This window comes from Mesorhizobium sp. ISC25 (assembly GCF_042295465.1).
GTDB lineage: Bacteria > Pseudomonadota > Alphaproteobacteria > Rhizobiales > Rhizobiaceae > Mesorhizobium.
The window spans coordinates 916,028-938,759 of record NZ_CP135441.1 but is presented as its reverse complement, the minus strand read 5'-3'; the positions used below and the strand labels follow the sequence as shown (position 1 = coordinate 938,759).

Sequence of the window (22,732 nt, the reverse complement as noted above, 5' to 3'; positions counted from 1 at the left end):
TTCTGGAATTGCTTTAGGCAGCGGCGATGGCCAGCGCGTGCCCGCGTGCGTTTTCGCGCAGCGTGTCGAGATGGATCGATTTGACCAGCCCGGCGAGATCGCCTTCGGCGGACTGCCCTCCCAATTCCTTCAGCATCAGCCAGCTGACTTCCTGGACGCCGGCGAGGCGTTTGCCATTGGCGACCTCGCGCCAGACCTTCAGCGCGCGCAGGATGATGGCGTGGGTGGCGGCGGCAAGCCCGGCGCTGAGGAACAGTGCCTGCAACGCTATGTCATGCCCGCCGGCCAGCAGTGCCCTCACCCGTTGCTCGGACTGCTGGCTGAGCGCGACCAGCGCCGAGCCAAAGAAATCGACTTTGCCGTGCGCGATGGTGCGGATGACGAAGCTTGCGGTCAGGTCGCCGCGCAGGCGCAGATGTTCGACGAGTGCGGTATGTTCCTCGGCATGCGTGCCTTCGATCAATGTCACCGAAGCTTTGATGCAGGCATCGCGCGTGACGCGCTCGGCCCTGGCGGCGCCCATCAGCGCCAGCACCAGCGGCGAGCCCTTGAGCGTCTCGCCCACTTTGACCAGCAGCAAATGCCGGCAATCGGCGGGCAGGCGCACGTCGGCAATCAGCGCCTCGCGCACCATCGGCAGATGGCCGTGCCGCTCCGCCATGCGGCGAAAGCTGATGGATGCGATATCGGCGCCGCTGTTGGCGAGCAGCGTGACGCAGGCTTCCGGCTCGCCGATCTCGGCGATCGCCGCCGCAACCGACATCGACACGCGCGGCCGGTCGGCGATCACCCTCTGCGTCGCCTTCTGGCCGCCGGCAACCCGATCGATCAGGTCGCCATCGGTAAGCAGCGGCGACCGCGCCAGCACCAAGGCCGCGACTTCCGGCTGGTCCGAGGCCAGCGCGCTGACGATCTGCGGCGGCGCATGATGGCTCATGGAAAGCGCGTCGGCGATCGCCAGTCGCACCTTCGACGATGCGTCATCGAGCAGCAACGTCAGCGCAGCCTCGGCAGCGCAGCGGTCCTCGAAAGGCAGGTCCGAGTCGACATAGGCGCGAGCCAGCGCGCTTGCCGCCGCAGCGCGCTCCGACACCTTCGCCGTGTGGATCCATTTCAGGAAATGCGAAACGACCATGTCGCCTGCTTACGCCCTTTGCCAGAACGCTTCTGGCCCCTGTCGAGACCGTAGGCACAAATGGTTTACGAACGGTTCACCATGTTCGTTAACTGGCTTGCGAGCCCGGTATGCAACGCCTATCAACCCTTAAGCAGCGGAGGAGATCGACAATGGCCGGACTTTACCTTGAGGAGTTCGTTGTCGGCCATGCGTTCAAGCACACGCTGCGCAAGACCGTGACCGAAAGCGACAACATGCTGTTTTCGGTGATGACGCTGAACCCGCAGCCGCTGCACATCGATTTCGACTTCGCCGCCAAGAGCGAATGGGGCAAGCCCCTCGTCAATTCGCTGTTCACGCTGGGCCTGATGATCGGCATCTCGGTCAACGACATCACCGTCGGCACCACCATCGCCAATCTCGGCATGAAGGAGACGGTGTTTCCGCACCCCGTCTTCCATGGCGACACCATTCGCGTCGAGACCACTGTCGTCTCGGTGCGCGAATCCAGGTCGAAGCCGGACCGCGGCGTCGTCGAGTTCGAGCATCGCGCCTATAACCAGAACGACGTCCTGGTTGCCAAATGCACGAGGCAAGCGATGATGATGAAAAAGGCATAGCCGATGCGTTCCCTGCTCTTCGTTCCCGGCGATTCGGAAAAGAAGCTGGAGAAGGCCTTTGGCGTGGGCGCCGACGTGGTCATCGTCGATCTCGAGGATTCGATTGCCGCGCAGAACAAGGGTCTGGCGCGCGACATTGCGGCGCGTTTCATCGCCGGGCACAGGCACCGAACCAACTCCGTGATTTATGTGCGCGTCAATGACCTTTCGACCGGACTGACCGACGACGATCTGGCGGCGCTCGTGCCAGCAAAACCAGACGGCATCATGCTTCCTAAGTCGAACAGCGGACTGGATGTCCAGCATCTCTCGGCCAAGCTCAGGGTGCACGAAGCTGAAAGCGGCCTGCCGGATGGAGCTATCAGGATCCTGCCGATCATCACAGAAACCGCCGCCGGCGTTCTGGCCACCGCGACCTACACCAAGGCAGGCGCGCGGCTTGTCGGCGTCACCTGGGGCGCGGAGGATTTGTCGGCGGCAATCGGCGCGCGCGCGACGCGCGACGAGAACGGCCGCTACACGGATGTATTCCGCTTCGCCCGCACCATGACCATCCTCGCCGCAAGTGCCGCGGAAGTCGCCGCAATCGACACCGTCTTTCCGGATTTTCGCAACATGGCCGGTTTCGAGGCCGAATGCGCCGAGGCCGAGCGCGACGGTTTCACCGGCAAGCTGGCGATCCATCCGGCGCAGGTGCCGGTCATCAACGCCGCCTTCACCCCTTCGGCGCAAGCGGTGAAAAGTGCCCTGGCGATCGTCGAGGCGTTCAAGGCGGCGGGAAACCCCGGCGTCGTCGGCATCGACGGCAAGATGTACGACCGGCCGCATCTCAAGCTCGCCGAACGGCTCCTGGCCCGAGCCAGCGCCGCCGGGCTTGACCCTTAGCGTCTGTGCCGCGTCGAAAACTATCCCACCCACGGCCCCGAATAATCGGCATAGAGCTTTGCCGGATCGGGGCGTGGCCGCTCCGGTGCCGGCCCCTGGTAGGAGCCGATATGGAGAAAACCGACGACCCGTTCATGTGGCGCCAGGCCGAGGATCGCCCTGCCCTCGGGCACGTCGGAATACCAGTTACTGATCATGTTGGTGCCGTAGCCCAGCGCATTGGCGGCAAGCATCAGGTTCATCGCCGCCATGCCGCCGGACAGGAACATCTCCCATTGCGGGATCTTTGGATTTTCCCTGGGGATCGAGATCACGCCGATGACCAGCGGGGCCCGCGAAAAGCGCGCCAATTCCTGGTTGCGCCGGCCTTCCGGCAGCGGCCCTTCGCGCTGTTCGGCAAGTTCTGCCAGCTTCTTGCCGATCTCGATGCGAGCCTCGCCGCGATAAAGGATGAAACGCCAAGGCTCCAGCCGGCCATGGTCCGGCACCCGCGAGGCGGCGGCGATCATCGTCGCGATCTCCGTATCGCTCGGCGCCGGTTCTTTCAAATCCGGGATCGGCGCGGAATTTCGGGTCAGCAGAAGATCGATGATCGGCGACGCCATGGGCGCAAGTCTCCTGGAATTTGAGCTGAAGCGCACCATCGAGACATCGGGCGGCTTGGGCATTGGCGCGGCGCGCCGGACAAAGAGCCCTGTAGCAGAAGCCGACCGGACTCTTAAGCCTTGAAATTGCCACCGCCTTGGGCTTCAACGCAAGGCATGTTTGAGGGGACATTGCGTCTTTTCCTGATATGGCTCGCTGCCGCACTGTTGATGGTGCCGGTTTCGCTCGCCGTCGCCCAGGATGTGGACGGCCTCGGCGAGCTGAAACTTCCCGGAATTTCGGGCTATGCGCCTCCGAAAAGCGAGACATCGCTGGCGTTGGGGAGCAGCGGGGCAATCACGCTGTCGGCGCAATTGACCGACAAGGGCGCCGACATCACGCGCGGCATCGTCTGGCGCGTCTTCAAGCCCGAATCGGCCAGCGACGGCAAGCTGCCGATGGTCGCCTCCGCTCATGGCGGCACCGCCGTATTCCAGCTCGAGCCGGGTTCGTATCTGGTCCACGCCTCCTACGGGCGGGCCGGCGCCACCAAGCGCATCACCGTCGGCAAGGAAGCCAAGCGCGAGAGCCTCGTGCTCGATGCAGGCGGCCTCAAGCTTGATGCCGTGCTGTCCGGCGGGGTACGCATACCGCCGAAGAAGCTGCGCTTCTCGATCTATGAGAGCCACGCCGCGGCCGACGGCGATCGCGCCCTGATCATACCTGATGTCGAGCCGAACAGCGTCGTGCGGCTCAATGCCGGCACCTACCACGTCGTGTCGACCTATGGCGCGGTGAACGCGGTCATCCGCTCCGACATCCGCGTCGAGGCCGGCAAGCTGACCGAAGCGACCGTCGAGCACCGGGCCGCCGAGTTGACCATGAAGCTGGTGCGCGAACCGGGCGGCGAGGCGATCGCCGACACCTCCTGGTCGCTGCTGAACGAGTCCGGCGATCCGATCAAGGAAACCGTCGGCGCCTTTGCCTCGATGGTGCTGGCCGAGGGCGACTACACCATCATCGCCAAGAACCGCGACCGCATCTACCAAAAGGATTTTACGGTGGTGGCTGGGCACAACCAGGACATCGAGGTCCTAGCCACCGAGGCTTCCGCCATCGATTCCGAGGAAGGCGCCGACTAAGCCCTGCCTCTCTAAGCTGCCTTGCGCATGCGTCGCGCCAGCAACGGCACGCGGCCACGCGCCTCGACCGGCGCCAGGTCGAAGACGCCACGCTGAAGGCGGTCGAGCAAGGCCTTGCGGTCGCGCAGCGGCTCCAGTTGGTCCCACCCCAGCGCATCGCCCACGCGCACGTCGATCGATTTGCCGGATAGCCGCGCAAATTCGCGGATGAGCAACGATGTGCGCAGGGTCAGCGAGGCCTTGCCGACGAATTTCGCGACACGCCCGTCGCGCTCGGCCATGTTCATCGGCCCGCTGACCAGATGGAACAGCCGCCCGTTCTGCCCGGAAAAATGCATCGGGATGACCGATGCCTTGGCATCCTGAACGAGACGGGCCGGAAACATCTTCCACGGCAGATCGCGCGCCCGGCCAAATCCCTTCGGCGCGGTAGCCACGCCGCCGGCCGGGAAGACAACGATTGTGACGCCCTGCTTGAGCAGCTTAACTGCCTCGTGACGCACTGCCATGTTGTTCTTCAGCGCGTCCTTGGTCTCGGAAAAGTCGATCGGCAGCGAATAGGGTTCCATCTCGCGGATCTTGAGCAGATCCTTATGGATCATTACGCGGAACGGGCGGCCGAGCTGCTCCGCCAACGACAGCACGGCAATACCATCGCCAATTCCGAACGGATGGTTGGCAACAATCACCAGCGGCGTCTCGGGCAGTTTGCCGGCAGCCATTGACCGGCGGTCCGCACCCGGACGTCGATCAATTCCAGCATGCGGCTGAACACGCGCTCGCCGTTCGGCACCACGTGCCGGCGCCAGAAATCATAGAGTGCCGCGAAACGATCACGTCCTGACAGGCCTTCGACCGAATGGATGAACCAGCGCGTCAGCGCCGGCTGATGCGGACCGGCATAGGAGAGCTCTGGAAATGGTCTTTCGCGCATCTTCAGCTTGAGCATGGGGCTCGCTACACAATTGGCGTGACAGGCATATGAAAAATGGCGGTGGATCGCTCCACCGCCATTTTCATTGCTGGTCGGCTGGTTCAGGCTGCGCGGCGCTTGCGGTCAGGCGTTACCGCCTCGTTGGCAAGCAGCTTCACGGCAGCTGCGAGGCCGAGCGATTCCTGGTCGCGCGACCCGAGACGGCGGACATTGACCGTTTCCTCCTCGGCCTCGCGCTTGCCACAAACGAGGATGACCGGGACCTTGGCAAGCGAATGCTCGCGGACCTTGTAGTTGATCTTCTCGTTGCGCAGGTCAGCTTCGGCGATCAGCCCGGCCGCTTTCAATTGCGCGACGACCTTTCGCGCGTAATCGTCGGCATCGGAAGTGATCGTCGCCACCACCACCTGCAGCGGTGCGAACCAGAGCGGGAAATGGCCGGAATAATTCTCGATCAGGATGCCGAGAAACCGCTCCATCGAGCCGCAGATGGCGCGATGCACCATCACCGGCTGCTTCTTTTCCGAATCCGAGCCGATGTAAAAGGCGCCGAACCGTTCCGGCAGGTTGAAATCAACCTGCGTCGTGCCGCATTGCCAGTCGCGGCCTATGGCGTCCTTCAGCACATATTCGAACTTCGGCCCGTAGAACGTGCCCTCGCCCGGATTGACGCCCGTCTTGATCCGGTTGCCCGACCGCGCCGCGATCTTGTCGAGCACGTCCTGCAGCACGCCCTCGGCATGATCCCACATCGCGTCGGTGCCGACCCGTTTTTCAGGGCGGGTCGCCAGCTTGACGGTGATTTCGTCGAAGCCGAAATCGGCATAGGTCGACAGGATCAGGTCGTTGATCTTGATGCATTCGTCGGCGAGTTGTTCCTCGGTGCAGAAGATGTGGGCATCGTCCTGGGTAAAGCCGCGCACGCGCATCAGCCCGTGCAGCGCGCCGGACGGCTCATAGCGATGCACATTGCCGAATTCCGCAAGTTTTACCGGCAGATCGCGGTAGGACTTCAGCCCGTGCTTGAAGATTTGGACGTGGCCGGGGCAGTTCATCGGCTTCAGCGCAAACACCCGGTCGTCGTCGGTGTCGTCGCCAGCAACCGTCACCTTGAACATGTTGTCCCGGTACCAGCCCCAGTGGCCTGACGTCTCCCACAGGCTCTTGTCGAGCACCTGCGGCGCGTTGACTTCCTGATAGCCCTGCTCGTCGAGGCGGCGACGCATGTAATTCACTAGGTTCTGGAACATCCTCCAGCCCTTGGCGTGCCAGAACACGACCCCGGGGCCTTCCTCCTGGAAGTGGAACAGGTCCATCTCACGGCCGAGCTTCCTGTGGTCGCGCTTCTCGGCCTCCTCCAGCATCGTCTGGTAGGCCTCGAGCTGCGCCTGATCGGCCCAGGCCGTGCCGTAGATGCGCGTCAGCATCGGATTGTTGCTATCGCCGCGCCAATAGGCGCCGGCGACCTTCATCAGCTTGAAGGCGTTGCCGATCTGGCCGGTCGAGGCCATATGCGGGCCGCGGCAAAGGTCGAACCAGTCGCCCTGTGCATAGATCTTGAGGTCCTGATCCTCGGCGATGGCGTCGATCAGCTCGAGCTTGTAGCGCTCGCCCTTGTCGGCAAAGATCTTTTTCGCCTTATCACGCGACCACACCTCTTTGGTGAACGGCTTGTTGCGCGCAATGATCTCGCGCATTTTCTTCTCGATCACCGGGAAATCGTCGGGCGTGAATGGCTCGTTGCGGGCAAAATCGTAGTAGAATCCGTTTTCGATCACCGGCCCGATGGTCACTTGCGTTCCCGGCCAAAGTTCCTGCACGGCTTCGGCCAGCACATGCGCCGCATCGTGGCGGATGAGCTCCAGCGCGCGCGGATCCTCGCGGGTAATGATTTCGAGCTTGCCCGATTTGCCGATCGGGTCGGAAAGGTCGCGCAACGTGCCGTCGATCGAATAGGCAACGGCCTTCTTGGCCAGCGACTTCGAGATCGATTCCGCCAGGCCGGCGCCGGTCATCGCCGCGTCGTAGTCGCGGACGGAGCCATCTGGAAATGTCAGGGAAACGGAATTCAGCATAAAATTCTCCTATCCAGTCCCGCAAACGAGCGCGGGTGGTGAAATGCATGGCGCCCAAGACTGCGTAGCGGTTTTGGGGCTACGACATGCATCAGTAAGAGCCGGATGCGTCCGGCGGCGAGCGGTCTTTTATGGGCAGTTTTCGGCGCCGTAAAGCCGGATGTAGGTCACCTGACGAGATTCGGCAGCTCTTTCAGGAACATCGCCCGCGTTTTGAGTCCCTTTGGCGTGTCGGAACGTTTCGTATCGACTACCAGGCGGGCAAAGACGATCTTGCGAGCATCCGTCTGCGCCCAGCCGACAAACCAGCCAAGCGAGCGCTTGTCGGCGCTGTCGCCAAGCCTGGTCGTTCCGGTCTTGCCCTGCACCGTCCAGCCGCCGGTCCGGAAGGTCGGAACAATCGCGCTGGTCATCGCATGCGCCTTGTCCGAGACCGGCAGTTTCCGCGCCAGCAGCTTGCGCAGGAAATCGACCTGCTCGATCGGCGATATCTCGAGCGAAGAGTTCACCCAGGAATGGGTGAGTCCGTCATTCCTGCCGGCAGTGCCGGAGACGTCGGTGTTGCCATAGTCCAATCTCGACACATAGCCGGCAAACTGTTTGCTGCCGAGCCGGCGCGTAACCTCGCGTGAGAACCAAAGGACCGAATCCCTTTCCCAGATCGTCGGGTCGACGGTCTTGCGGTCCCGTTTCGGCGCATTGAACTCTGCCTTGTACTCCCAGCTTGGCGTGTGCTCGTCGCTCAGGATTCCGGCATCATAGCCGATCAGCGCCAGCGGAACCTTGAATGTCGAGGCGGGACTGAAGCGCTGGTCGCAGCTCCCTTGCCGATACAGCGTCTCGCCGCTTGCGGCGTCGACGATCAGGGTGCATTCGACGTCCGCGAGCGGCGCCGACTGCGCACGGATCGGAAAACCCAACAGCCACGCCAGGACATAGAGAACCACGGCGAAAACGAAGGGAAGACGATCTATCCGGCGCATTTGGTAACCTCTCCTGAAGGGTGTCAGGAGCGGCTTAGCGAGGCGTCTTGTCTCGATTTTGTCTCAAATGCGCGATGTCCGCGCAAGCTGCGGTTAACCCTACCAGATCGTAAAAGCGGTCCGGTTGTGCACTGAACAGTTGCGGTCAGCTGTCCAGGTCGCTGCGTTTTTTCCCGATCCGCCAGTACTGCCATGGCGTGAACCAACGGTAACGATCAGCCAAGATCTCCGGCACGCGGTCGATGCCGTGCGTTCCGAACGGTCCGCAGCGCAGCACCCGGAAAAACCCCATCCAGCCGCCGGCCCACAGCCCGTGGCGGGCGATCGCTTCGTGCGCGTATTCGGAACAGGTCGGCAGATGCCGGCAGGAATTGCCGACGAAGCCGGACAGCGTCAGCTGGTAGAGCCGGACAAGCGACGTGCCGAAGACGCGGCCCGGCGTCTTGCGCCACGGGCCGGGCCAGTTGCGTCCTTGTCGAATCGGCCTGGCGCCGTGCGCATGCCGATGTTGGTCAACCACCGCAGTCTCCACATCGCATTTTCCCACACGATAGATGTGCGCATCGGACTGGGAACGCAATGGCGTTCCGGCAATCCCGTCATGGCCTGGTACGGCGAACCGGGTAGCGGTCGGGCGCCGGCTTCCGGCATACGGCGACACTGGTCGGCGGCCTCTCCTCGTACCAATCCCTATGCGGTTTCTCGTCGTGCCATTGAAACGTCGCGATCCGCACGACATCGCCCAGAATGTTGAGAAACTGGATCATGGCAGCACTCCTTGAGCACCGATTAGAGCGCCGCTGGCCTTGATCTTCAAACGAGTATAACGTGCACGTCAGATAACTCTGAGTTATGCGAATGAAGCGCGGACACCTCCCCTTGACGGCTCTTAGAAGCTTCGAAGCAGCCGGTCGTCACCTGAGCTTCAGCCGTGCGGCCGAGGAGCTTTACGTTTCGCAGGCAGCGATCAGCCGCCAGATCCGCGAGCTCGAAACCTTCCTGCGCCAACCTTTGTTCTTCCGCCATCATCGCCGCGTCGAGTTGACCGACACCGGCCGGCGGCTGCTCGACCAGTTGGTCAGAAGTTTCGAGGGGATCGACAGGCTGCTTTCGGAATTGACGGCGGCCCCGACGCAGTCCGTGGTCCGTGTCAGCGTCGAGCCGTCGCTTGCATCCGTATGGCTGGTGCCGCGGCTCAACCGGTTTCGCGAGTTGCGACCCGATATCGACGTTTCCCTTGAGGTCGACCCGAGGCTGATAGAGTTTCGCAGCGATCAGCCCGAACTTGCCCTACGCTTCAGTGCGCATGCCACCTCATGGCCACGCAGCGAAGCCGAACAGCTTGCCGCGGTCGTCGATTCACCAGTTCTATCGCCGGCACTTCTTGCATCCGGCCCAGTTCTGGAAAAGCCGATCGACCTTGGTCGCTATACATTGCTGCACGAAGAAAACCGTCAGGCTTGGGCGCGCTGGTTCGAAGCGGCCGGCGTGACGGCTGAAGCCGTGCCTGCGCGCGGCCCGATGCTCGCGGATGCTTCGCTTTCGAAGCAGGCAGCCTTGCTTGGACATGGCGTCGCACTGGGCGATCTTTTGCAGATCGGCGAAGAACTTGCATCCGGCGCGCTGATCAAGCCTTTCGACATCGACGTCGCGTCCGGCGCCTATTGGCTAGTGGCCAGAAGGCTGAATGACCTTTCCGAGCCGGCCACGGCTTTTGCCGACTGGGTCCGGGCGGAATTCGCCGAAAGCCGGCGTTTCCTTGCCGAGATCTAGGCCGCCTCTTCCGCCCGCTTCTTTTCGATCTGGCCGACGGCATCGACCACTGCGTCGAAGGTCAGCATGGTCGAGGCGTGGCGCGCCTTGTAGTCGCGCACCGGTTCCAGGTATTTCAGGTCGGCGAAGCGGCCTTCGGGCGGCGGGCCATTTTCCTTCAGCATCTTCAGCATCGTCTCGCGCACGCTGCGCAATTCTTCGGCGCTGGCGCCGACGACATGCTGCGCCATGATCGAAGACGACGCCTGGCCAAGCGCACAGGCCTTCACGTCATGCGCGAAATCGCTGACAACGCCATCATCCATCTTCAGATCGACGGTCACCGTCGAGCCGCACAGCTTGGAATGTGCTCGTGCGGTTGCGTCGGGCCGCTCGAGCCGGCCGATCCGTGCGATGTTTCCGGCAAAACCCAGAATTTTCGCATTGTAAACATCGTCGATCATATTTTTCCAATCCGTCGCCGCCCAGCGAACAGTCATTGCCGCTCTGGCGTCTTCCTTTCGCTCGGCACGAACATATATAATGGCGATAGTCGGGTATCGACAAGGCGACCACAAACCTCGTCATACCCAATTCTGTTCACGCCACTTACGGGCTGGAAACCGGGCGAGTTTCTGACACCCGAAAGGTCGTGGTCCGTTCAACTCGTTCCTCCTGAGAGAGGAACTACGGGAGACGCCTTTATGGACGCCGTTATCAAGAAACTCATGCCGCGGTCTGCCTATATGGAAAAGCCGGTCACCGACCGGCCGAGCGAGGCCGAAGTCGAAGCCGCTGTGCGCACCTTGTTGCGCTGGACCGGCGACAACCCTGACCGCGAGGGCCTGATCGACACGCCGAAGCGCGTCACCAAGGCGTTCAGCGAAATGTTCAACGGCTATGATATGTGCCCAGCCGAGGAACTTGGCCGCACGTTCGAGGAAGTCGCCGGCTATGACGATCTCGTCCTCGTCAAGGACATATCCTTCCACTCGCATTGCGAGCATCACATGGTGCCGATCATCGGCAAGGCGCATGTCGGCTATCTGCCTGACGGCAAGGTTGTCGGCCTGTCCAAGATAGCCCGCGTCGTCGACATCTTCGCCCATCGCCTGCAGACCCAGGAAGCGATGACCGCGCAGATTGCCGGCGTCATCCAGGACGTGCTCAATCCACGCGGCGTGGCCGTTATGCTTGAGGCGGAGCATATGTGCATGGCCATGCGCGGCATCCGCAAGCAGGGCTCGACCACGCTGACCTCAACCTTCACCGGCGTCTTCAAGGACACACCCGAAGAGCAGGTCCGCTTCGTTACCATGGTGCGCGGCGGCAGGATCTGATCGGCCTGCCGGCTTCGCTAGATAAGGACCGGCGAATGTCGGCATTGGAATTCCCGAAAGCTCCAAAAGACAAGAAGGCACTCGAGGAAGGCGCGGTCCTGTCACCGCGCTTCGATGCTGCCGGCCTCGTCACTGTCGTGGTCACCGATGCCGAAGACGGCATGCTGCTGATGGTCGCGCATATGAATGCCGAGGCGCTGGCGCTAACGCTCGAGACCGGCATCGCGCACTACTGGTCGCGTTCGCGCAACGCGCTGTGGAAGAAGGGCGAAACCTCGGGCAATGTCCAGCATGTCGTCGAGATGCTCACGGATTGTGACCAGGACGCGATATGGTTGCGCGTCAAAGTGCTGGGTCACGAAGCAACTTGTCACACCGGCCGACGTTCATGCTTTTATCGGACGGTGGGGCTGAGCGATGGCAAAGGAACGCTTGCCAGCGACGGCAGCAAGCCGCTGTTCGATGCGGAAAAAACCTATCGAAAGCCCAATACACCATCAATATGAACCATTCGCAGCACTTCAGCCACGTATATTCATGATTTCGATACGGCCCGCCTGTAGGATGACCGTGGGACAAGGGAGATTGTGATGCTCGACTGGGCGTCATTGCGCAACAGACCTGACGTTCGGGAGGCCAATGGCCTCTCCTCGGCCGCGGGCGCATCCGAAACCAAATCCCCCGGTAAAACAGGGATTTCGCTGGCATTGGGTGGCGGCTGTGCGCGCGGCTGGGCGCATATCGGCGTGCTGCGCGCGCTTGACGAAGCCGGCATCGAAGTGTCGATGATCGCCGGCACCTCGATCGGCGCGCTGGTCGGCGGCTGCTATGTTGCCGGCAAGCTCGACGAGCTGGAAGAATTCGCGCGCAGCCTGACCAGGCGGCGCATTTTTGGCCTTCTCGACCTCAATCTACGCGGCAGCGGCCTGTTCGGTGGCATGAAGCTCGATGCGCGGCTGCGCGAGCACATAGCCGGCATCCGCTTCGAGGACCTGCCAAAACCATTCGTCTGCGTCGCTTCGGAAATCCGCACCGGCCATGAGATCTGGCTGTCGAGCGGCTCGTTGAGCACCGCCATGCGCGCCTCTTACGCGCTGCCCGGCGTGTTCGAGCCGGTCGCCTGCAATGGGCGTGTGCTGGTTGACGGCGCCCTGGTCAATCCGGTGCCGGTCTCGGTCTGCCGTGCCTACGAGCAGCCGCTCGTGGTTGCGGTGAACCTTCACTACGATCTGTTCGGCCGCGCCGCGGTGATCAAGCATAGTGCCGGCGAGCTGGTCATCGAGAAAGACGCGCCGAGGGCCGGCCACGCCGATCCCGAACGCCAGTCGCGCGAGACGCGGCTCGGCATTACCGGCGTCATGGTCGAAGCCTTCAACATCATCCAGGACCGCATTTCGCGCGCCAGGCTGGCCGGTGACCCGCCGGACATATCGCTGCAGCCGAAGCTCAGCCATATCGGCCTGACCGAATTCCACCGCGCCGACGAAGCGATCCGTATCGGCTACCAGGCAACGATGGCGCAGATCGGCGATCTGACCCGACTGCAGACCGTCCTCGCTTAGGCAGAGCGGTCAGCGAGCTCTCAGGCAAGCGCCGCGTCGACGATACGAAATTGCACCGTGCGGTTGCCGTTCCAGTGGTTGCCCGACAGCGAGCCGGCGACGTGCACCGGTTTGCCCCTGTTCTTGAACAGGAATTCGCCGAGCGCAGTATCGACGGCGCGAAAGGCGATCGCCTGGATACGGCCGCCGCTTTCCGACTGCAGTTCGGCGCGGATGTGGTTGCTGCCGACCGCCCGCGCATCGACAAGCCGGTGGCGCGGCAGCGCGAACACCGGCGCGACGTGCCCGGCGCCGAACGGCCCTGCCCTCTCAAGCGCATCGAGCAGCGCAAGCGTCGCGCCCTCGGCGGCAAGCGCGCCGTCGATCGGCAGGCTCTCCTCGCCTTGCAGGCGGAACACATCCACCGCCGCGCGCTCTTCGAAAAAAGCCCGGAGCGCGCCGAGCTTCGCCCGCTCGACGGTGATGCCGGCCGCCATTCCGTGGCCGCCGCCCTTGACGATCAGTCCGGCATCGGCAGCCTCGCGCACCAGCCGGCCGAGGTCGAAGCCAGACACTGAACGGCCTGAACCGGTACCGACACCATTGGCGTTGAAGGCGATGGCAAATGCGGGCCGGCGCGCATGGTCCTTGAGCCGCGAGGCAAGCAGGCCGACAATGCCCGGATGCCAGTTGCTGCTGGCTGTGACCACGATTGCCGGACCATTACCGCCGGCAAGCTCGGCGTCGGCCTCTGAGCGCGCCGCGGCCAGCATCTCCTGCTCCATCGACTGCCGCTCCTGGTTGAGCCGATCCAGCGTCTCGGCGATGGTGCGGGCTTCGACCGGGTCGTCGGTGGCAAGGAGGCGACTGCCAAGTGCTGCGTCGCCGATGCGCCCGCCGGCGTTGATACGCGGACCGATCAGAAAGGCCAGATGGAACGTGCTGATCGGCTCGCCTATACGCGAGACCCGCGCCAGCGCCGCCAGCCCTTCGTTTCTCTGCTGTCGCGCCACCTGCAGCCCCTTGACCACGAAGGCGCGGTTGACGCCGGTGAGCGGCACCACGTCGCAGACTGTGCCCAGCGCCACCAGGTCGAGCAGGGCAAGCAGGTCCGGCGATGCGGCATCCGGCAAGCGGCTGCGGAGGATCTTCGCGGTCTGCACCAGGCAAAGGAAGACGACGCCGGCGGCACAAAGATGGCCTTGGCCGGAAAGGTCGTCCTCGCGATTTGGGTTGACGATCGCAGCCGCCGCCGGCAACGGCCCGCCGACCTGATGGTGATCGAGCACCACGACGTCGGCGCCAGCGGCCTTCGCCGCGTCGATGGAAGCAGCACTGTTGGTGCCGCAATCGACGGTGACGATCAGCGTCGCGCCGCGCGAGACGAGTTCGCGCATCGCTTCCGGATTGGGGCCGTAACCCTCGAAGATGCGGTCCGGTATGTAGATCTCCGACGGCACCGAGAAATGTGCGAGGAAGCGCTTGAGCAGCGCCGACGAGGCGGCGCCGTCGACATCGTAGTCGCCAAAGATCGCCACCTTTTCCCTGGCCGTCACCGCCTGGGCGATGCGGGCGGCGGCCTTGTCCATGTCGGTCAGCGATGCCGGGTCGGGCAGCATGTTGCGGATGGTCGGATCCAGAAACCGCTCAGTCTGCTCGGCGGTGACGCCGCGCCCGGCCAGCACGCGCGCCACGATATCGGGCACGCCATAACCTTGCGCGATGGCGAGCGCAGCCATGTCCTGGCGCTCGGTCAGCCGGTGTTCCCAGGAAACGCCGGTGGCCGATTGCCTGACATCGAGGAAAAAGCGTCTTTCCCCCGTCACGTGACGCGCCGTCTGCAATTTGTCATTGCGCACAATATGCAACGGCTAACTGAGTCGAAATCAAAACTTTTCCAGATCCTGGTGCCTGGCCTTGATTTCGCGCACGGTCCGCGATGACGAACGCAGCACGATCGTGTGCGTGGTGATGAAATTGCGGCCGAACTTGACGCCGGCCAGCATGTTGCCGTCGGTCACGCCGGTCGCGGCAAACAGCACGTCGCCGCGCGCCATGTCTTGCGTGTGGTAGATCCGTTTGGGGTCCGAGATGCCCATCTTGGCGGCGCGCACCAGCTTTTCCGGCGTGTCGAGGATCAACCTGCCCTGCATTTGGCCACCGGTGCAGCGCAAGGCGGCAGCTGCGAGCACGCCTTCCGGCGCCCCTCCGGTGCCGAGATAAATGTCGATGCCGGTCTCGTCCGGGTCGGTGGTGTGGATGACCCCGGCGACATCACCGTCGCCGATCAGACGGATCGCGGCTCCGGTCGCCCGCACGGCTTCGATCAACGCGCCATGGCGTGGCCGGTCGAGAATACAGGCGGTGATCTCCGCCACCGGCACGCCCTTGGCCCTGGCCAGGCTGGCGATGTTTTCGGCCGGCGAGGCATCGATGTCGATGATGCCGTCGGCATAACCCGGGCCTATCGCGATCTTGTCCATATAGACGTCCGGCGCAAACAAAAGGCTGCCTTTTTCGGCAATGGCGATGACGGCTAACGCATTGGGCAGGTTCTTGGCGCAGATCGTCGTGCCTTCGAGCGGATCGAGCGCGATGTCGACAGCCGGGCCTTTGCCGGTACCGACCTCCTCGCCGATATAGAGCATCGGCGCCTCGTCGCGCTCGCCCTCGCCGATCACCACTGTGCCGTTGATGGCAAGACGGTTGAGCTCCTGCCGCATGGCGTCGACCGCGACCTGGTCGGCCGCCTTCTCGTCGCCGCGTCCGCGCAATCTGGCGGCCGCGACCGCGGCGCGTTCGGTGACGCGCACCAATTCCATGGTCAGTATCCGGTCGAGGCCGGCGACAATGTTCTGGGCCACATTCATCGATGGACAATCCTCGTTGGCACTTTGGTTTTATGCATGTCGTTGTCCCAAAACCGCCGCACACTTTTGGGCGACATGCATTAGCCTCCCGCCAGAGACGCGCTTCTTGTGTCAAAGCCCCGTGACAACAGCAAGACCTGCGCTGGACCTTTTTGAAAGCGCAGCAATATCAATCGATTAAACGCAAAATGTCAGACTGCTATCCGGCCCGCTCGATGCGGATGACTTGCGGCTTGTCGGTCAGAAGGCTGTCCCTGGTGATGCCGTCGACGGCCTTGCGCACCGCCGCCTCGGTCGTCTCGTGGGTGACCAGGATGACGGTCTTCTGTGCCTCGGTTTCCGGCCCGGCGGCATGCTGGACGATCGATTCCAGCGAAATGTCGTTGTCGGCCATGCGCTTGGCTATTGCCGCGAAGACGCCGAGGCGGTCGTGCACGGTCAGCCGGATGAAATAACCGCCGGCATGGCTGCGCATCTGCGCCTTCTTGTAGGGCTTCAATTCCTTCGCCGGCCGGCCGAAGACCGGACCATGCTGGAAGCCAGGCCGGCTCTTGGCGATGTCGGCAATGTCGCCGATCACCGCCGACGCGGTGGCGTTGCCGCCGGCGCCGGGGCCGGAAAGCAGCAATTCGCCGAGGATGTCGGTTTCTATCGCGACCGCGTTGGTGACGCCGTGCACCTGCGCGATGACCGAGGCCGTCGGCACCATGGTCGGGTGCACGCGCTGCTCGATGCCGCTTTCGGTGCGTTGGGCGACGCCAAGCAGCTTGATCCGGTAGCCGAGATCGCCGGCCGCGCGGATGTCGGCCTGGCTGATGTTGGAGATGCCTTCCATGTAGATATCGTTGGCGGCGATCCTCGTGCCGAAGGCAAGGCTGGTCAGGATCGACAGCTTATGCGCGGTGTCGTGGCCCTCGATGTCGAAGGTCGGGTCGGCTTCGGCATAGCCCAGCCGTTGCGCATCCTTCAGGCAGGCATCAAAGGACAGGCCCTCGGCTTCCATGCGCGTCAGAATATAATTGCAGGTACCGTTGAGGATGCCAAAAACGCGGGTCACCGAATTGCCGGCCATCGCCTCGCGCATTGTCTTGATAACCGGAATGCCGCCGGCCACCGCCGCCTCGTAATTGAGCAGCACGCCTTTCCTCTCGGCGATCTCGGCCAATGCCACCCCGTGCTTGGCAAGCAACGCCTTGTTTGCGGTGACGACATGTCGGCCGGCCTCGAGCGCCGCTTTGACGGACGAGCGTGACGGGCCTTCGTCGCCGCCGATCAGCTCGACGAAGACATCTATCTCGGCGGTCTGCGCCATCTTGACGGCGTCGTCGAACCACTGTGCTGTGCCAAGATCAACGCCGCGGTCGCGTTTGGGATCGCGGGCCGAAACCGCCGACACGACGATGTCGCGTCCGCACTGCCGCGTCAGTTCGGCCGCCTTGTCGCGCAGCACGCGGGCCACCGACGCACCGACAGTGCCGAGGCCGGCAATTCCAACACGCAACGCTTCAGTCATCGGAGAGTCTGCCCGCCAACTAGAATTGATTTTCGACCGCAACCAGATAGTCGTCGTTTTCATCTGGCTTCCGGGTCACGGTGACTATAGTCCCGGGCTGAAACTCCCACACTTCCGAGGCTGGTATGGGCTGGTCCAAGATGAGGTATGTGGTCGGACTAATTTGTTTTGCTTGCACCGGCCGCCAAACCGAGACCGACTCATCGATTAGCCTGACATAAACGACGGCTTGGACGTTCATGCTGGCGGGGTCGGTCATGGCTGTGACTGAACCACTCAGCGATGCGCGGCGAGCGGGACGACATTGTTTGGCTGCTTGGCGCTGGACGTCAGGAAGCGCTTGATGTTGCGCGCTGCTTGCCGGATCCGGTGCTCGTTTTCGACCAGCGCGATGCGCACATGATCGTCGCCATGCTCGCCGAAGCCGACGCCCGGCGCCACCGCGACGTCGGCGTGCTCGATCAGGAGCTTGGAGAATTCAAGCGAGCCCAAGTGCTTGAACGGCTCCGGGATCGGCGCCCAGGCGAACATCGATGCCGCCGGCGCGGGAATGGTCCAGCCGGCACGGCTGAAGGCGTCGACCATGACATCGCGGCGTTTGCGGTAGACGTCGCGCACTTCGGCGATGTCGGCGCCGTCGCCGTTGAGTGCATGCGCCGCCGCCACCTGGATCGGCGTGAAGGCGCCGTAGTCGAGATAGGATTTCACGCGCGTCAGCGCCGAGATCAGCCGTTCATTGCCGACCGCAAAACCCATGCGCCAGCCCGGCATCGAAAAGGTCTTCGACATCGAGGTGAACTCGACCGCGACGTCTATGGCGCCCGGCACCTGCAGCACCGAAGGCGGCGGATTGCCGTCGAAGTAGATCTCCGAATAGGCGAGATCCGACAGGATGATGATGTCGTTCTTCCTGGCGAAGGCCACCACCTCCTTGTAGAAATCGAGCGAAGCGACCAGTGCCGTCGGGTTGGACGGATAATTGAGGATCAGTGCTAGCGGCTTCGGGATCGAATGGCGGATGCCGCGCTCCAACGCCGGGATGAACCCGTCGTCCGGCTCGACCTGCAGCGAGCGGATGACCCCGCCCGACATGATGAAGCCGAAGGCGTGGATCGGATAGGTCGGATTGGGGCACAGGATCACGTCGCCGGGCGCGGTGATCGCCTGCGCCATATTGGCAAACCCCTCCTTCGAGCCGAGCGTCGCCACCACCTGGCTGTCCGGGTCGAGTTTCACACCGAAGCGGCGAGCATAATAGTTAGCCTGGGCACGCCGCAGACCCGGAATGCCGCGCGACGACGAATAGCGGTGCGTGCGCGGATCGCGCACCACCTCGCATAATTTGTCTACGATGGCCTTGGGCGTCGGCAGGTCCGGATTGCCCATGCCAAGGTCGATGATGTCGGCGCCGCGCGAACGCGCGCTGGCCTTCAGCCGGTTGACCTGTTCGAAAACATAGGGCGGAAGCCGGCGGACCTTGTGAAATTCTTCCATGGCAGTTCCAGACAAGTGAGGTTGCGGTCGCGCGTATAAGCCTATTTGCAATTAGGGTCGAGAGCGGGGTCGCATTTGCCTTCGATCTGCTTCAGCGCCTCGGCGCCGTGTTTTTTTGCCAGCTGGTCCAGCGCTGCCTGGTCCGCGACCTTGACGCCACCGCCCTTGGCGGCCTGGCTCTGCTCCTCGGCCTTCAACTGGGCGAGCTTGGCGTTCTTTTCCTCGTCGGTGAATTGCTCGGCCGCCACCTGCGGCCGGATGTTCAGGTTCGGGTAGGAACCGGTGTCCTTCGCGCCGACAAGGCCGGTGGCGGGCGCTGCACCTTCCATGTTGCTGCTCGTGCAACCGGCCATCGCCAACAGGACGAGCGCCATGCGGCAAAAACGACCAGTGCCGGAAAAAACGTTCTTGCCAATATTAATCGTCATATTGTTTTCCTGGCGGCCGGGTTAGAGCACATTGGACCCTGTCCGATATCCCATGGTAATATGTCAACAAAACGCTTCGGGAGGAACCCCGCGAACCATGTCCAAAACACCCGATTCGGGCAAAGCGGAAGATGACCAACCTTCGACCGTAGAGCAATATCTGGTGAAGGACCCGGAACGCTTCGCTCTGAACATGGCCCGCATGATCGAGCAGGCCGGCAAGGCCGCCTCGGCATGGGCCGAGCCGCGGGAAAAGGGCGAGGTGCGCGATCACGTCGCCGAGCCGGTCGTCGACATGGTGAAGACCTTCTCCAAGCTCACCGAGTACTGGCTCTCCGACCCGCAGCGCGCGCTGGAGGCACAAACGCGGCTGTTTTCCGGCTACATGACCGTCTGGGCCAACGCCGTCCAGCGCATCGGCGCCGGCGCCGAGGACGCCGAGGACGCGGTCAAGCCCGAGCGCGGCGACAAGCGTTTCCAGGACCCCGAATGGGGCCGCAACGCCTTCTTCGACTTTCTGAAACAGGCGTATCTGGTCACCTCGCGCTGGGCGGCCGAACTGGTCGAGCACGCCGACGGCCTGGACGAGCACACCCGCCACAAGGCCGGCTTTTATGTCAGGCAGGTGTCCAACGCCATCTCGCCGTCGAATTTCATCCTGACCAATCCGGAATTGTTTCGCGAGACTGTCGCCTCGAACGGCGAAAACCTGGTGCGCGGCATGAAAATGCTGGCCGAGGACATTGCTGCCGGCAAGGGCGACCTGAAGCTGCGGCAGGCGGACTATTCACCCTTCGAGATCGGCAAGAATCTCGCCACGACGCCCGGCAAGGTAGTCGGCCGCAGCGACGTCGCCGAAATCCTGCAATACGAGCCGACGACCGAGACCGTGCTCAAGCGGCCGCTGCTGATCTGCCCGCCATGGATCAACAAATACTACATCCTCGACCTCAACCCACAAAAATCCTTCATTCGTTGGGCAGTCGAGCAAGGCCACACCGTCTTCGTCATCTCCTGGATCAACCCGGACGAGCGGCACGGCGCCAAGAGCTGGGAGGCCTATATCAGGGAGGGCCTGCAATACGGCCTCGACACGATCGAGAGGGCCACCGGCGAAAAAGACGTCAACGCCATTGGCTATTGCGTCGGCGGCACGCTTCTGGCGGCGGCTCTGGCGCTGATGGCGCAGGAAGGCGACCACCGCATCAAATCCGCCACCTTCTTCACCACCCAGGTCGATTTCACCTATGCCGGCGATCTAAAAGTGTTCGTCGACGAGGAGCAGGTCGCGGCCGTCGAAAAGGCGATGAACGAGAAAGGCTATCTCGACGGCACCAAGATGGCGACCGCCTTCAACATGCTGCGCTCGGGCGACCTGATCTGGCCCTATGTCGTCAACAACTACATGCGCGGCAAGGATCCCCTGCCCTTCGACCTGCTCTACTGGAATGCCGATTCGACCCGCATGGGCGCTGCCAACCATTCTTTCTATTTGCGCAATTGCTATCTCGAGAACAGGCTTTCGCAGGGCATGATGGAACTAGCGGGCCGCACGGTTTCGCTGAAGAACGTTACCATTCCGGTCTACAACCTCGCCTCTAAGGAGGACCACATCGCACCGGCGCTGTCGGTATTCCTCGGCTCGAAATATTTCGGCGGCGAGGTCGATTACGTCATGGCCGGCTCCGGCCACATCGCCGGGGTCGTCAATCCGCCGGCGGCGCAGAAATATCACTACTGGACCGGCAGCAAGCCGGCCGGCGACTTCGACCAGTGGCTCGCCGGGGCCACCGACCATCCCGGTTCCTGGTGGCCGCACTGGCAACGCTGGATCGAAGCCAAGGACAATACCCGCGTACCGGCCCGCAAACCGGGCGAGCATATGCAAGTTCTAGGCGAAGCCCCCGGCACCTATGTCAAGGTGCGCGTGTAACCATCTGTAATGTGTGGTGAGTTGACGCGCCGCCAAAAGCGGGCGAAATGGTGCCGTCAACCCTGAGCAGCCTTGATTCATCCTCTAGCCGCCAAATTACTTTGAAGCTTGCAGATTTGACACAGGTCTCGTTTCCGGTTCGGGGAACAAGGGTCATTTCGACGAGACGTTTCGGCGTCGCGCCAATGACGAACCGGTCGGATATCGAGGGGGAATTTTGTTTTGAGATCAGCAGGATCGCGCCTCGCGAAGGGAGAAAGCCGCGCCATTGTGGCGGCGCTTTTCTCGGTGCTCCTGGCGTCCTGCACCTCGGCCGGCGACCCGACCATGTCGGTCGGCATGCCAGGCTATAATACCTCGGCTACCGAAATCAGCACGGCCGCCGGTGCGCCCCAGGCCAGCACGACCGTATCATCGTCGCAGATGACAACCGCACAAATGACGATGAATGCCGACGGCGACGCCAACCTTCCCCAGCAGGTGGCCTATGTGCCAATGGCCAAGCCAGGGGCCAAGCCCGATGCCGGCTTCCCGATCGCCGTTCCCACGGCAGCCGAGACGATCGCGGGACAGACGCCGCAGCCGCTGCAACCAAACGCCCAGACGGCCGATCAGGCCGTGGCACAGAACAGTGCTGATGCATCGAAGCCCGACGCCAAGGCCGCAGCGCCGGCGATGAACAACCCGGTCTATGTGACCGCCGGCGAGATGCCGCAGCCACAGGCCTACGCACCGAAGAAAAATTTCCTGGCCTCGCTGTTCAGCGCCACCCCCGCTTCGGCGGCATCGCCGGCCAACAGCAGATCGGGCGGGCAATCAACGGTCGTGCAGGCCAAGGCGGCGCCTGCGGCAGAACCCACCGTCACCCTGGCCTCGGCCAACCCGGCCGAAAAGCCCGTGCAACTGGTGTCGACAGGCGATACCAGCCACTTCACGGCCGATGCGCTGCCCGGCGTGCGCCAGACGGCGCTGTTCGAGATCAAGCGCAAATCCGGCCTCGACGATGAGAGTGACGTCGACCTCAACGAGGACGAAGGTTCGGGTGGCGCCTACCAGGTCGCCTCCGCCGCCGGCCTCGCCCGGCTGGCACCCAACGGTCTCCTGAAACAGAACGAAAGCGTCGACGTCGCCTGCTTGAAGCCGTCGCTGGTTCGAGTGCTGAAGACGATCGAAGGCCACTACGGCCGCAAGATGACGGTCACCTCCGGCTATCGCGATCCGGCCCGCAACCGCCGCGCCAACGGCGCCAAGAATTCGCTGCACATGTACTGCGCCGCCGCCGACATTCAGGTTCCCGGCGTCTCGAAATGGGAACTGGCGAGCTACCTCCGCACCATGCCGGGCCGCGGCGGCGTCGGCACCTATTGCCACACCGAATCCGTTCACGTCGATGTCGGCCCCGAGCGCGACTGGAACTGGCGCTGCCGCAGGCGCGGCTAGGGCGAGGTTCTTCGGGCACTGCGAAGTCCCCTCGGCGACGTTACATCATGCCGCAAAACCAGCTTGGCTGTCGGAAAGAC

21 protein-coding genes and 1 pseudogene are annotated in these 22,732 nt (G+C 63.0%); 9 read left to right on the top strand and 13 right to left on the bottom strand.

What is annotated here, in order from left to right; genetic code table 11:
* Positions 1–13 precede the first annotated feature (13 nt).
* Positions 14–1,135: a DUF2336 domain-containing protein gene (locus RQ479_RS04645; protein ID WP_376704260.1), complete on the bottom strand. Its 1,122-nt coding sequence runs from the start codon at positions 1,133–1,135 to the stop codon at positions 14–16.
* 152 nt (positions 1,136–1,287) lie between these two features.
* Here RQ479_RS04645 and RQ479_RS04640 point away from each other — a divergent pair, with 152 nt between their 5' ends.
* Together RQ479_RS04640 and RQ479_RS04635 are read left to right on the top strand one after the other, a co-directional pair.
* On the top strand, positions 1,288–1,737 hold the full coding sequence (locus RQ479_RS04640; protein WP_376704259.1) for a MaoC family dehydratase: 450 nt from the start codon (positions 1,288–1,290) through the stop codon (positions 1,735–1,737).
* Positions 1,738–1,740: 3 nt separating this feature from the next.
* On the top strand, positions 1,741–2,622 hold the full coding sequence (locus tag RQ479_RS04635) for an HpcH/HpaI aldolase/citrate lyase family protein (RefSeq protein WP_376704258.1): 882 nt from the start codon (positions 1,741–1,743) through the stop codon (positions 2,620–2,622).
* A gap of 20 nt (positions 2,623–2,642) precedes the next feature.
* Here the strand turns inward: RQ479_RS04635 and RQ479_RS04630 are convergent, their stop codons facing one another.
* Positions 2,643–3,227, bottom strand: coding sequence for a nitroreductase (locus RQ479_RS04630; protein WP_376704257.1), 585 nt, complete (start codon positions 3,225–3,227; stop codon positions 2,643–2,645).
* 156 nt (positions 3,228–3,383) lie between these two features.
* Between RQ479_RS04630 and RQ479_RS04625 the strand changes: the two genes are divergently transcribed.
* Positions 3,384–4,349, top strand: coding sequence for a hypothetical protein (locus tag RQ479_RS04625; protein WP_376704256.1), 966 nt, complete (start codon positions 3,384–3,386; stop codon positions 4,347–4,349).
* Positions 4,350–4,360: 11 nt separating this feature from the next.
* Here RQ479_RS04625 and RQ479_RS04620 read toward each other — a convergent pair.
* The 5 genes and pseudogenes from RQ479_RS04620 to RQ479_RS04600 form a co-directional block, all read right to left on the bottom strand.
* A pseudogene (locus RQ479_RS04620) lies at positions 4,361–5,298 on the bottom strand (lysophospholipid acyltransferase family protein).
* Between the two features lie 86 nt (positions 5,299–5,384).
* On the bottom strand, positions 5,385–7,358 hold the full coding sequence (gene thrS, locus RQ479_RS04615) for a threonine--tRNA ligase (protein WP_376704255.1): 1,974 nt from the start codon (positions 7,356–7,358) through the stop codon (positions 5,385–5,387).
* A 167-nt stretch (positions 7,359–7,525) separates the two neighbouring features.
* Positions 7,526–8,341: a class D beta-lactamase gene (gene blaOXA / locus RQ479_RS04610; protein ID WP_376704254.1), complete on the bottom strand. Its 816-nt coding sequence runs from the start codon at positions 8,339–8,341 to the stop codon at positions 7,526–7,528.
* A 145-nt stretch (positions 8,342–8,486) separates the two neighbouring features.
* On the bottom strand, positions 8,487–8,861 hold the full coding sequence (gene yidD / locus RQ479_RS04605; RefSeq protein ID WP_352467044.1) for a membrane protein insertion efficiency factor YidD: 375 nt from the start codon (positions 8,859–8,861) through the stop codon (positions 8,487–8,489).
* A 79-nt stretch (positions 8,862–8,940) separates the two neighbouring features.
* A complete protein-coding gene (locus RQ479_RS04600) occupies positions 8,941–9,108 on the bottom strand; it encodes a hypothetical protein (RefSeq protein ID WP_352466972.1) in 168 nt (55 codons plus the stop codon).
* A gap of 91 nt (positions 9,109–9,199) precedes the next feature.
* Here RQ479_RS04600 and RQ479_RS04595 point away from each other — a divergent pair, with 91 nt between their 5' ends.
* Complete coding sequence (locus RQ479_RS04595) at positions 9,200–10,114, top strand: LysR substrate-binding domain-containing protein (protein ID WP_352466973.1); 915 nt, start codon at positions 9,200–9,202, stop codon at positions 10,112–10,114.
* Here RQ479_RS04595 and RQ479_RS04590 read toward each other — a convergent pair.
* Positions 10,111–10,557, bottom strand: coding sequence for an iron-sulfur cluster assembly scaffold protein (locus tag RQ479_RS04590; RefSeq protein ID WP_352466974.1), 447 nt, complete (start codon positions 10,555–10,557; stop codon positions 10,111–10,113). The two genes, RQ479_RS04595 and RQ479_RS04590, sit on opposite strands and share 4 nt — an antisense overlap.
* A gap of 240 nt (positions 10,558–10,797) precedes the next feature.
* Here RQ479_RS04590 and folE point away from each other — a divergent pair, with 240 nt between their 5' ends.
* From folE to RQ479_RS04575, 3 genes are all read left to right on the top strand, one after another.
* Complete coding sequence (gene folE / locus RQ479_RS04585; protein ID WP_352466975.1) at positions 10,798–11,433, top strand: GTP cyclohydrolase I FolE; 636 nt, start codon at positions 10,798–10,800, stop codon at positions 11,431–11,433.
* Between the two features lie 35 nt (positions 11,434–11,468).
* Complete coding sequence (hisI, locus tag RQ479_RS04580; RefSeq protein ID WP_376704253.1) at positions 11,469–11,939, top strand: phosphoribosyl-AMP cyclohydrolase; 471 nt, start codon at positions 11,469–11,471, stop codon at positions 11,937–11,939.
* An 84-nt stretch (positions 11,940–12,023) separates the two neighbouring features.
* Positions 12,024–12,995, top strand: a complete 972-nt coding sequence (locus RQ479_RS04575; RefSeq protein WP_352466977.1) for a patatin family protein — start codon at positions 12,024–12,026, stop codon at positions 12,993–12,995.
* A gap of 20 nt (positions 12,996–13,015) precedes the next feature.
* Here RQ479_RS04575 and recJ read toward each other — a convergent pair whose 3' ends face one another.
* The 5 genes from recJ to RQ479_RS04550 all read right to left on the bottom strand — a co-directional run bounded on the left by recJ (position 13,016) and on the right by RQ479_RS04550 (position 19,279).
* Positions 13,016–14,800 carry a single-stranded-DNA-specific exonuclease RecJ gene (recJ, locus tag RQ479_RS04570; protein WP_376704252.1) on the bottom strand — a complete coding sequence of 595 codons (1,785 nt, stop codon included), beginning with the start codon at positions 14,798–14,800 and terminating at the stop codon, positions 13,016–13,018.
* Between the two features lie 60 nt (positions 14,801–14,860).
* Positions 14,861–15,844, bottom strand: a complete 984-nt coding sequence (glpX, locus tag RQ479_RS04565; RefSeq protein ID WP_376704251.1) for a class II fructose-bisphosphatase — start codon at positions 15,842–15,844, stop codon at positions 14,861–14,863.
* Positions 15,845–16,043: 199 nt separating this feature from the next.
* Positions 16,044–17,357, bottom strand: a complete 1,314-nt coding sequence (locus RQ479_RS04560; RefSeq protein ID WP_352451360.1) for a homoserine dehydrogenase — start codon at positions 17,355–17,357, stop codon at positions 16,044–16,046.
* 276 nt (positions 17,358–17,633) lie between these two features.
* Positions 17,634–18,851, bottom strand: coding sequence for an LL-diaminopimelate aminotransferase (locus RQ479_RS04555; RefSeq protein ID WP_352451361.1), 1,218 nt, complete (start codon positions 18,849–18,851; stop codon positions 17,634–17,636).
* Positions 18,852–18,892: 41 nt separating this feature from the next.
* Positions 18,893–19,279 (bottom strand): hypothetical protein, encoded by a 387-nt coding sequence (locus RQ479_RS04550; protein WP_292660193.1) that lies wholly within the window; start codon positions 19,277–19,279, stop codon positions 18,893–18,895.
* Between the two features lie 97 nt (positions 19,280–19,376).
* On the opposite strand from RQ479_RS04550, the gene phaC reads away from it, so the two are divergent.
* Complete coding sequence (gene phaC / locus RQ479_RS04545; protein ID WP_376704250.1) at positions 19,377–21,212, top strand: class I poly(R)-hydroxyalkanoic acid synthase; 1,836 nt, start codon at positions 19,377–19,379, stop codon at positions 21,210–21,212.
* A gap of 327 nt (positions 21,213–21,539) precedes the next feature.
* A complete protein-coding gene (locus RQ479_RS04540) occupies positions 21,540–22,652 on the top strand; it encodes a YcbK family protein (protein ID WP_376705870.1) in 1,113 nt (370 codons plus the stop codon).
* The last annotated feature ends 80 nt before the right edge of the window (positions 22,653–22,732 follow it).

Bases quoted from the DNA above. Each gene is read 5' to 3' on its own strand.
- blaOXA (WP_376704254.1), bottom strand. From the start codon at position 8,341: ATGCGCCGGATAGATCGTCTTCCCTTCGTTTTCGCCGTGGTTCTCTAT.
- thrS (WP_376704255.1), bottom strand. From the start codon at position 7,358: ATGCTGAATTCCGTTTCCCTGACATTTCCAGATGGCTCCGTCCGCGAC.
- RQ479_RS04590 (WP_352466974.1), bottom strand. From the start codon at position 10,557: ATGATCGACGATGTTTACAATGCGAAAATTCTGGGTTTTGCCGGAAAC.
- glpX (WP_376704251.1), bottom strand. From the start codon at position 15,844: ATGAATGTGGCCCAGAACATTGTCGCCGGCCTCGACCGGATACTGACC.
- folE (WP_352466975.1), top strand. From the start codon at position 10,798: ATGGACGCCGTTATCAAGAAACTCATGCCGCGGTCTGCCTATATGGAA.
- RQ479_RS04595 (WP_352466973.1), top strand. From the start codon at position 9,200: ATGAAGCGCGGACACCTCCCCTTGACGGCTCTTAGAAGCTTCGAAGCA.
- RQ479_RS04635 (WP_376704258.1), top strand. From the start codon at position 1,741: ATGCGTTCCCTGCTCTTCGTTCCCGGCGATTCGGAAAAGAAGCTGGAG.
- RQ479_RS04645 (WP_376704260.1), bottom strand. From the start codon at position 1,135: ATGGTCGTTTCGCATTTCCTGAAATGGATCCACACGGCGAAGGTGTCG.
- RQ479_RS04555 (WP_352451361.1), bottom strand. From the start codon at position 18,851: ATGGAAGAATTTCACAAGGTCCGCCGGCTTCCGCCCTATGTTTTCGAA.
- RQ479_RS04630 (WP_376704257.1), bottom strand. From the start codon at position 3,227: ATGGCGTCGCCGATCATCGATCTTCTGCTGACCCGAAATTCCGCGCCG.
- RQ479_RS04550 (WP_292660193.1), bottom strand. From the start codon at position 19,279: ATGACGATTAATATTGGCAAGAACGTTTTTTCCGGCACTGGTCGTTTT.
- RQ479_RS04575 (WP_352466977.1), top strand. From the start codon at position 12,024: ATGCTCGACTGGGCGTCATTGCGCAACAGACCTGACGTTCGGGAGGCC.
- hisI (WP_376704253.1), top strand. From the start codon at position 11,469: ATGTCGGCATTGGAATTCCCGAAAGCTCCAAAAGACAAGAAGGCACTC.
- phaC (WP_376704250.1), top strand. From the start codon at position 19,377: ATGTCCAAAACACCCGATTCGGGCAAAGCGGAAGATGACCAACCTTCG.
- RQ479_RS04600 (WP_352466972.1), bottom strand. From the start codon at position 9,108: ATGATCCAGTTTCTCAACATTCTGGGCGATGTCGTGCGGATCGCGACG.
- RQ479_RS04640 (WP_376704259.1), top strand. From the start codon at position 1,288: ATGGCCGGACTTTACCTTGAGGAGTTCGTTGTCGGCCATGCGTTCAAG.
- RQ479_RS04540 (WP_376705870.1), top strand. From the start codon at position 21,540: ATGTCGGTCGGCATGCCAGGCTATAATACCTCGGCTACCGAAATCAGC.
- RQ479_RS04625 (WP_376704256.1), top strand. From the start codon at position 3,384: ATGTTTGAGGGGACATTGCGTCTTTTCCTGATATGGCTCGCTGCCGCA.
- RQ479_RS04560 (WP_352451360.1), bottom strand. From the start codon at position 17,357: ATGACTGAAGCGTTGCGTGTTGGAATTGCCGGCCTCGGCACTGTCGGT.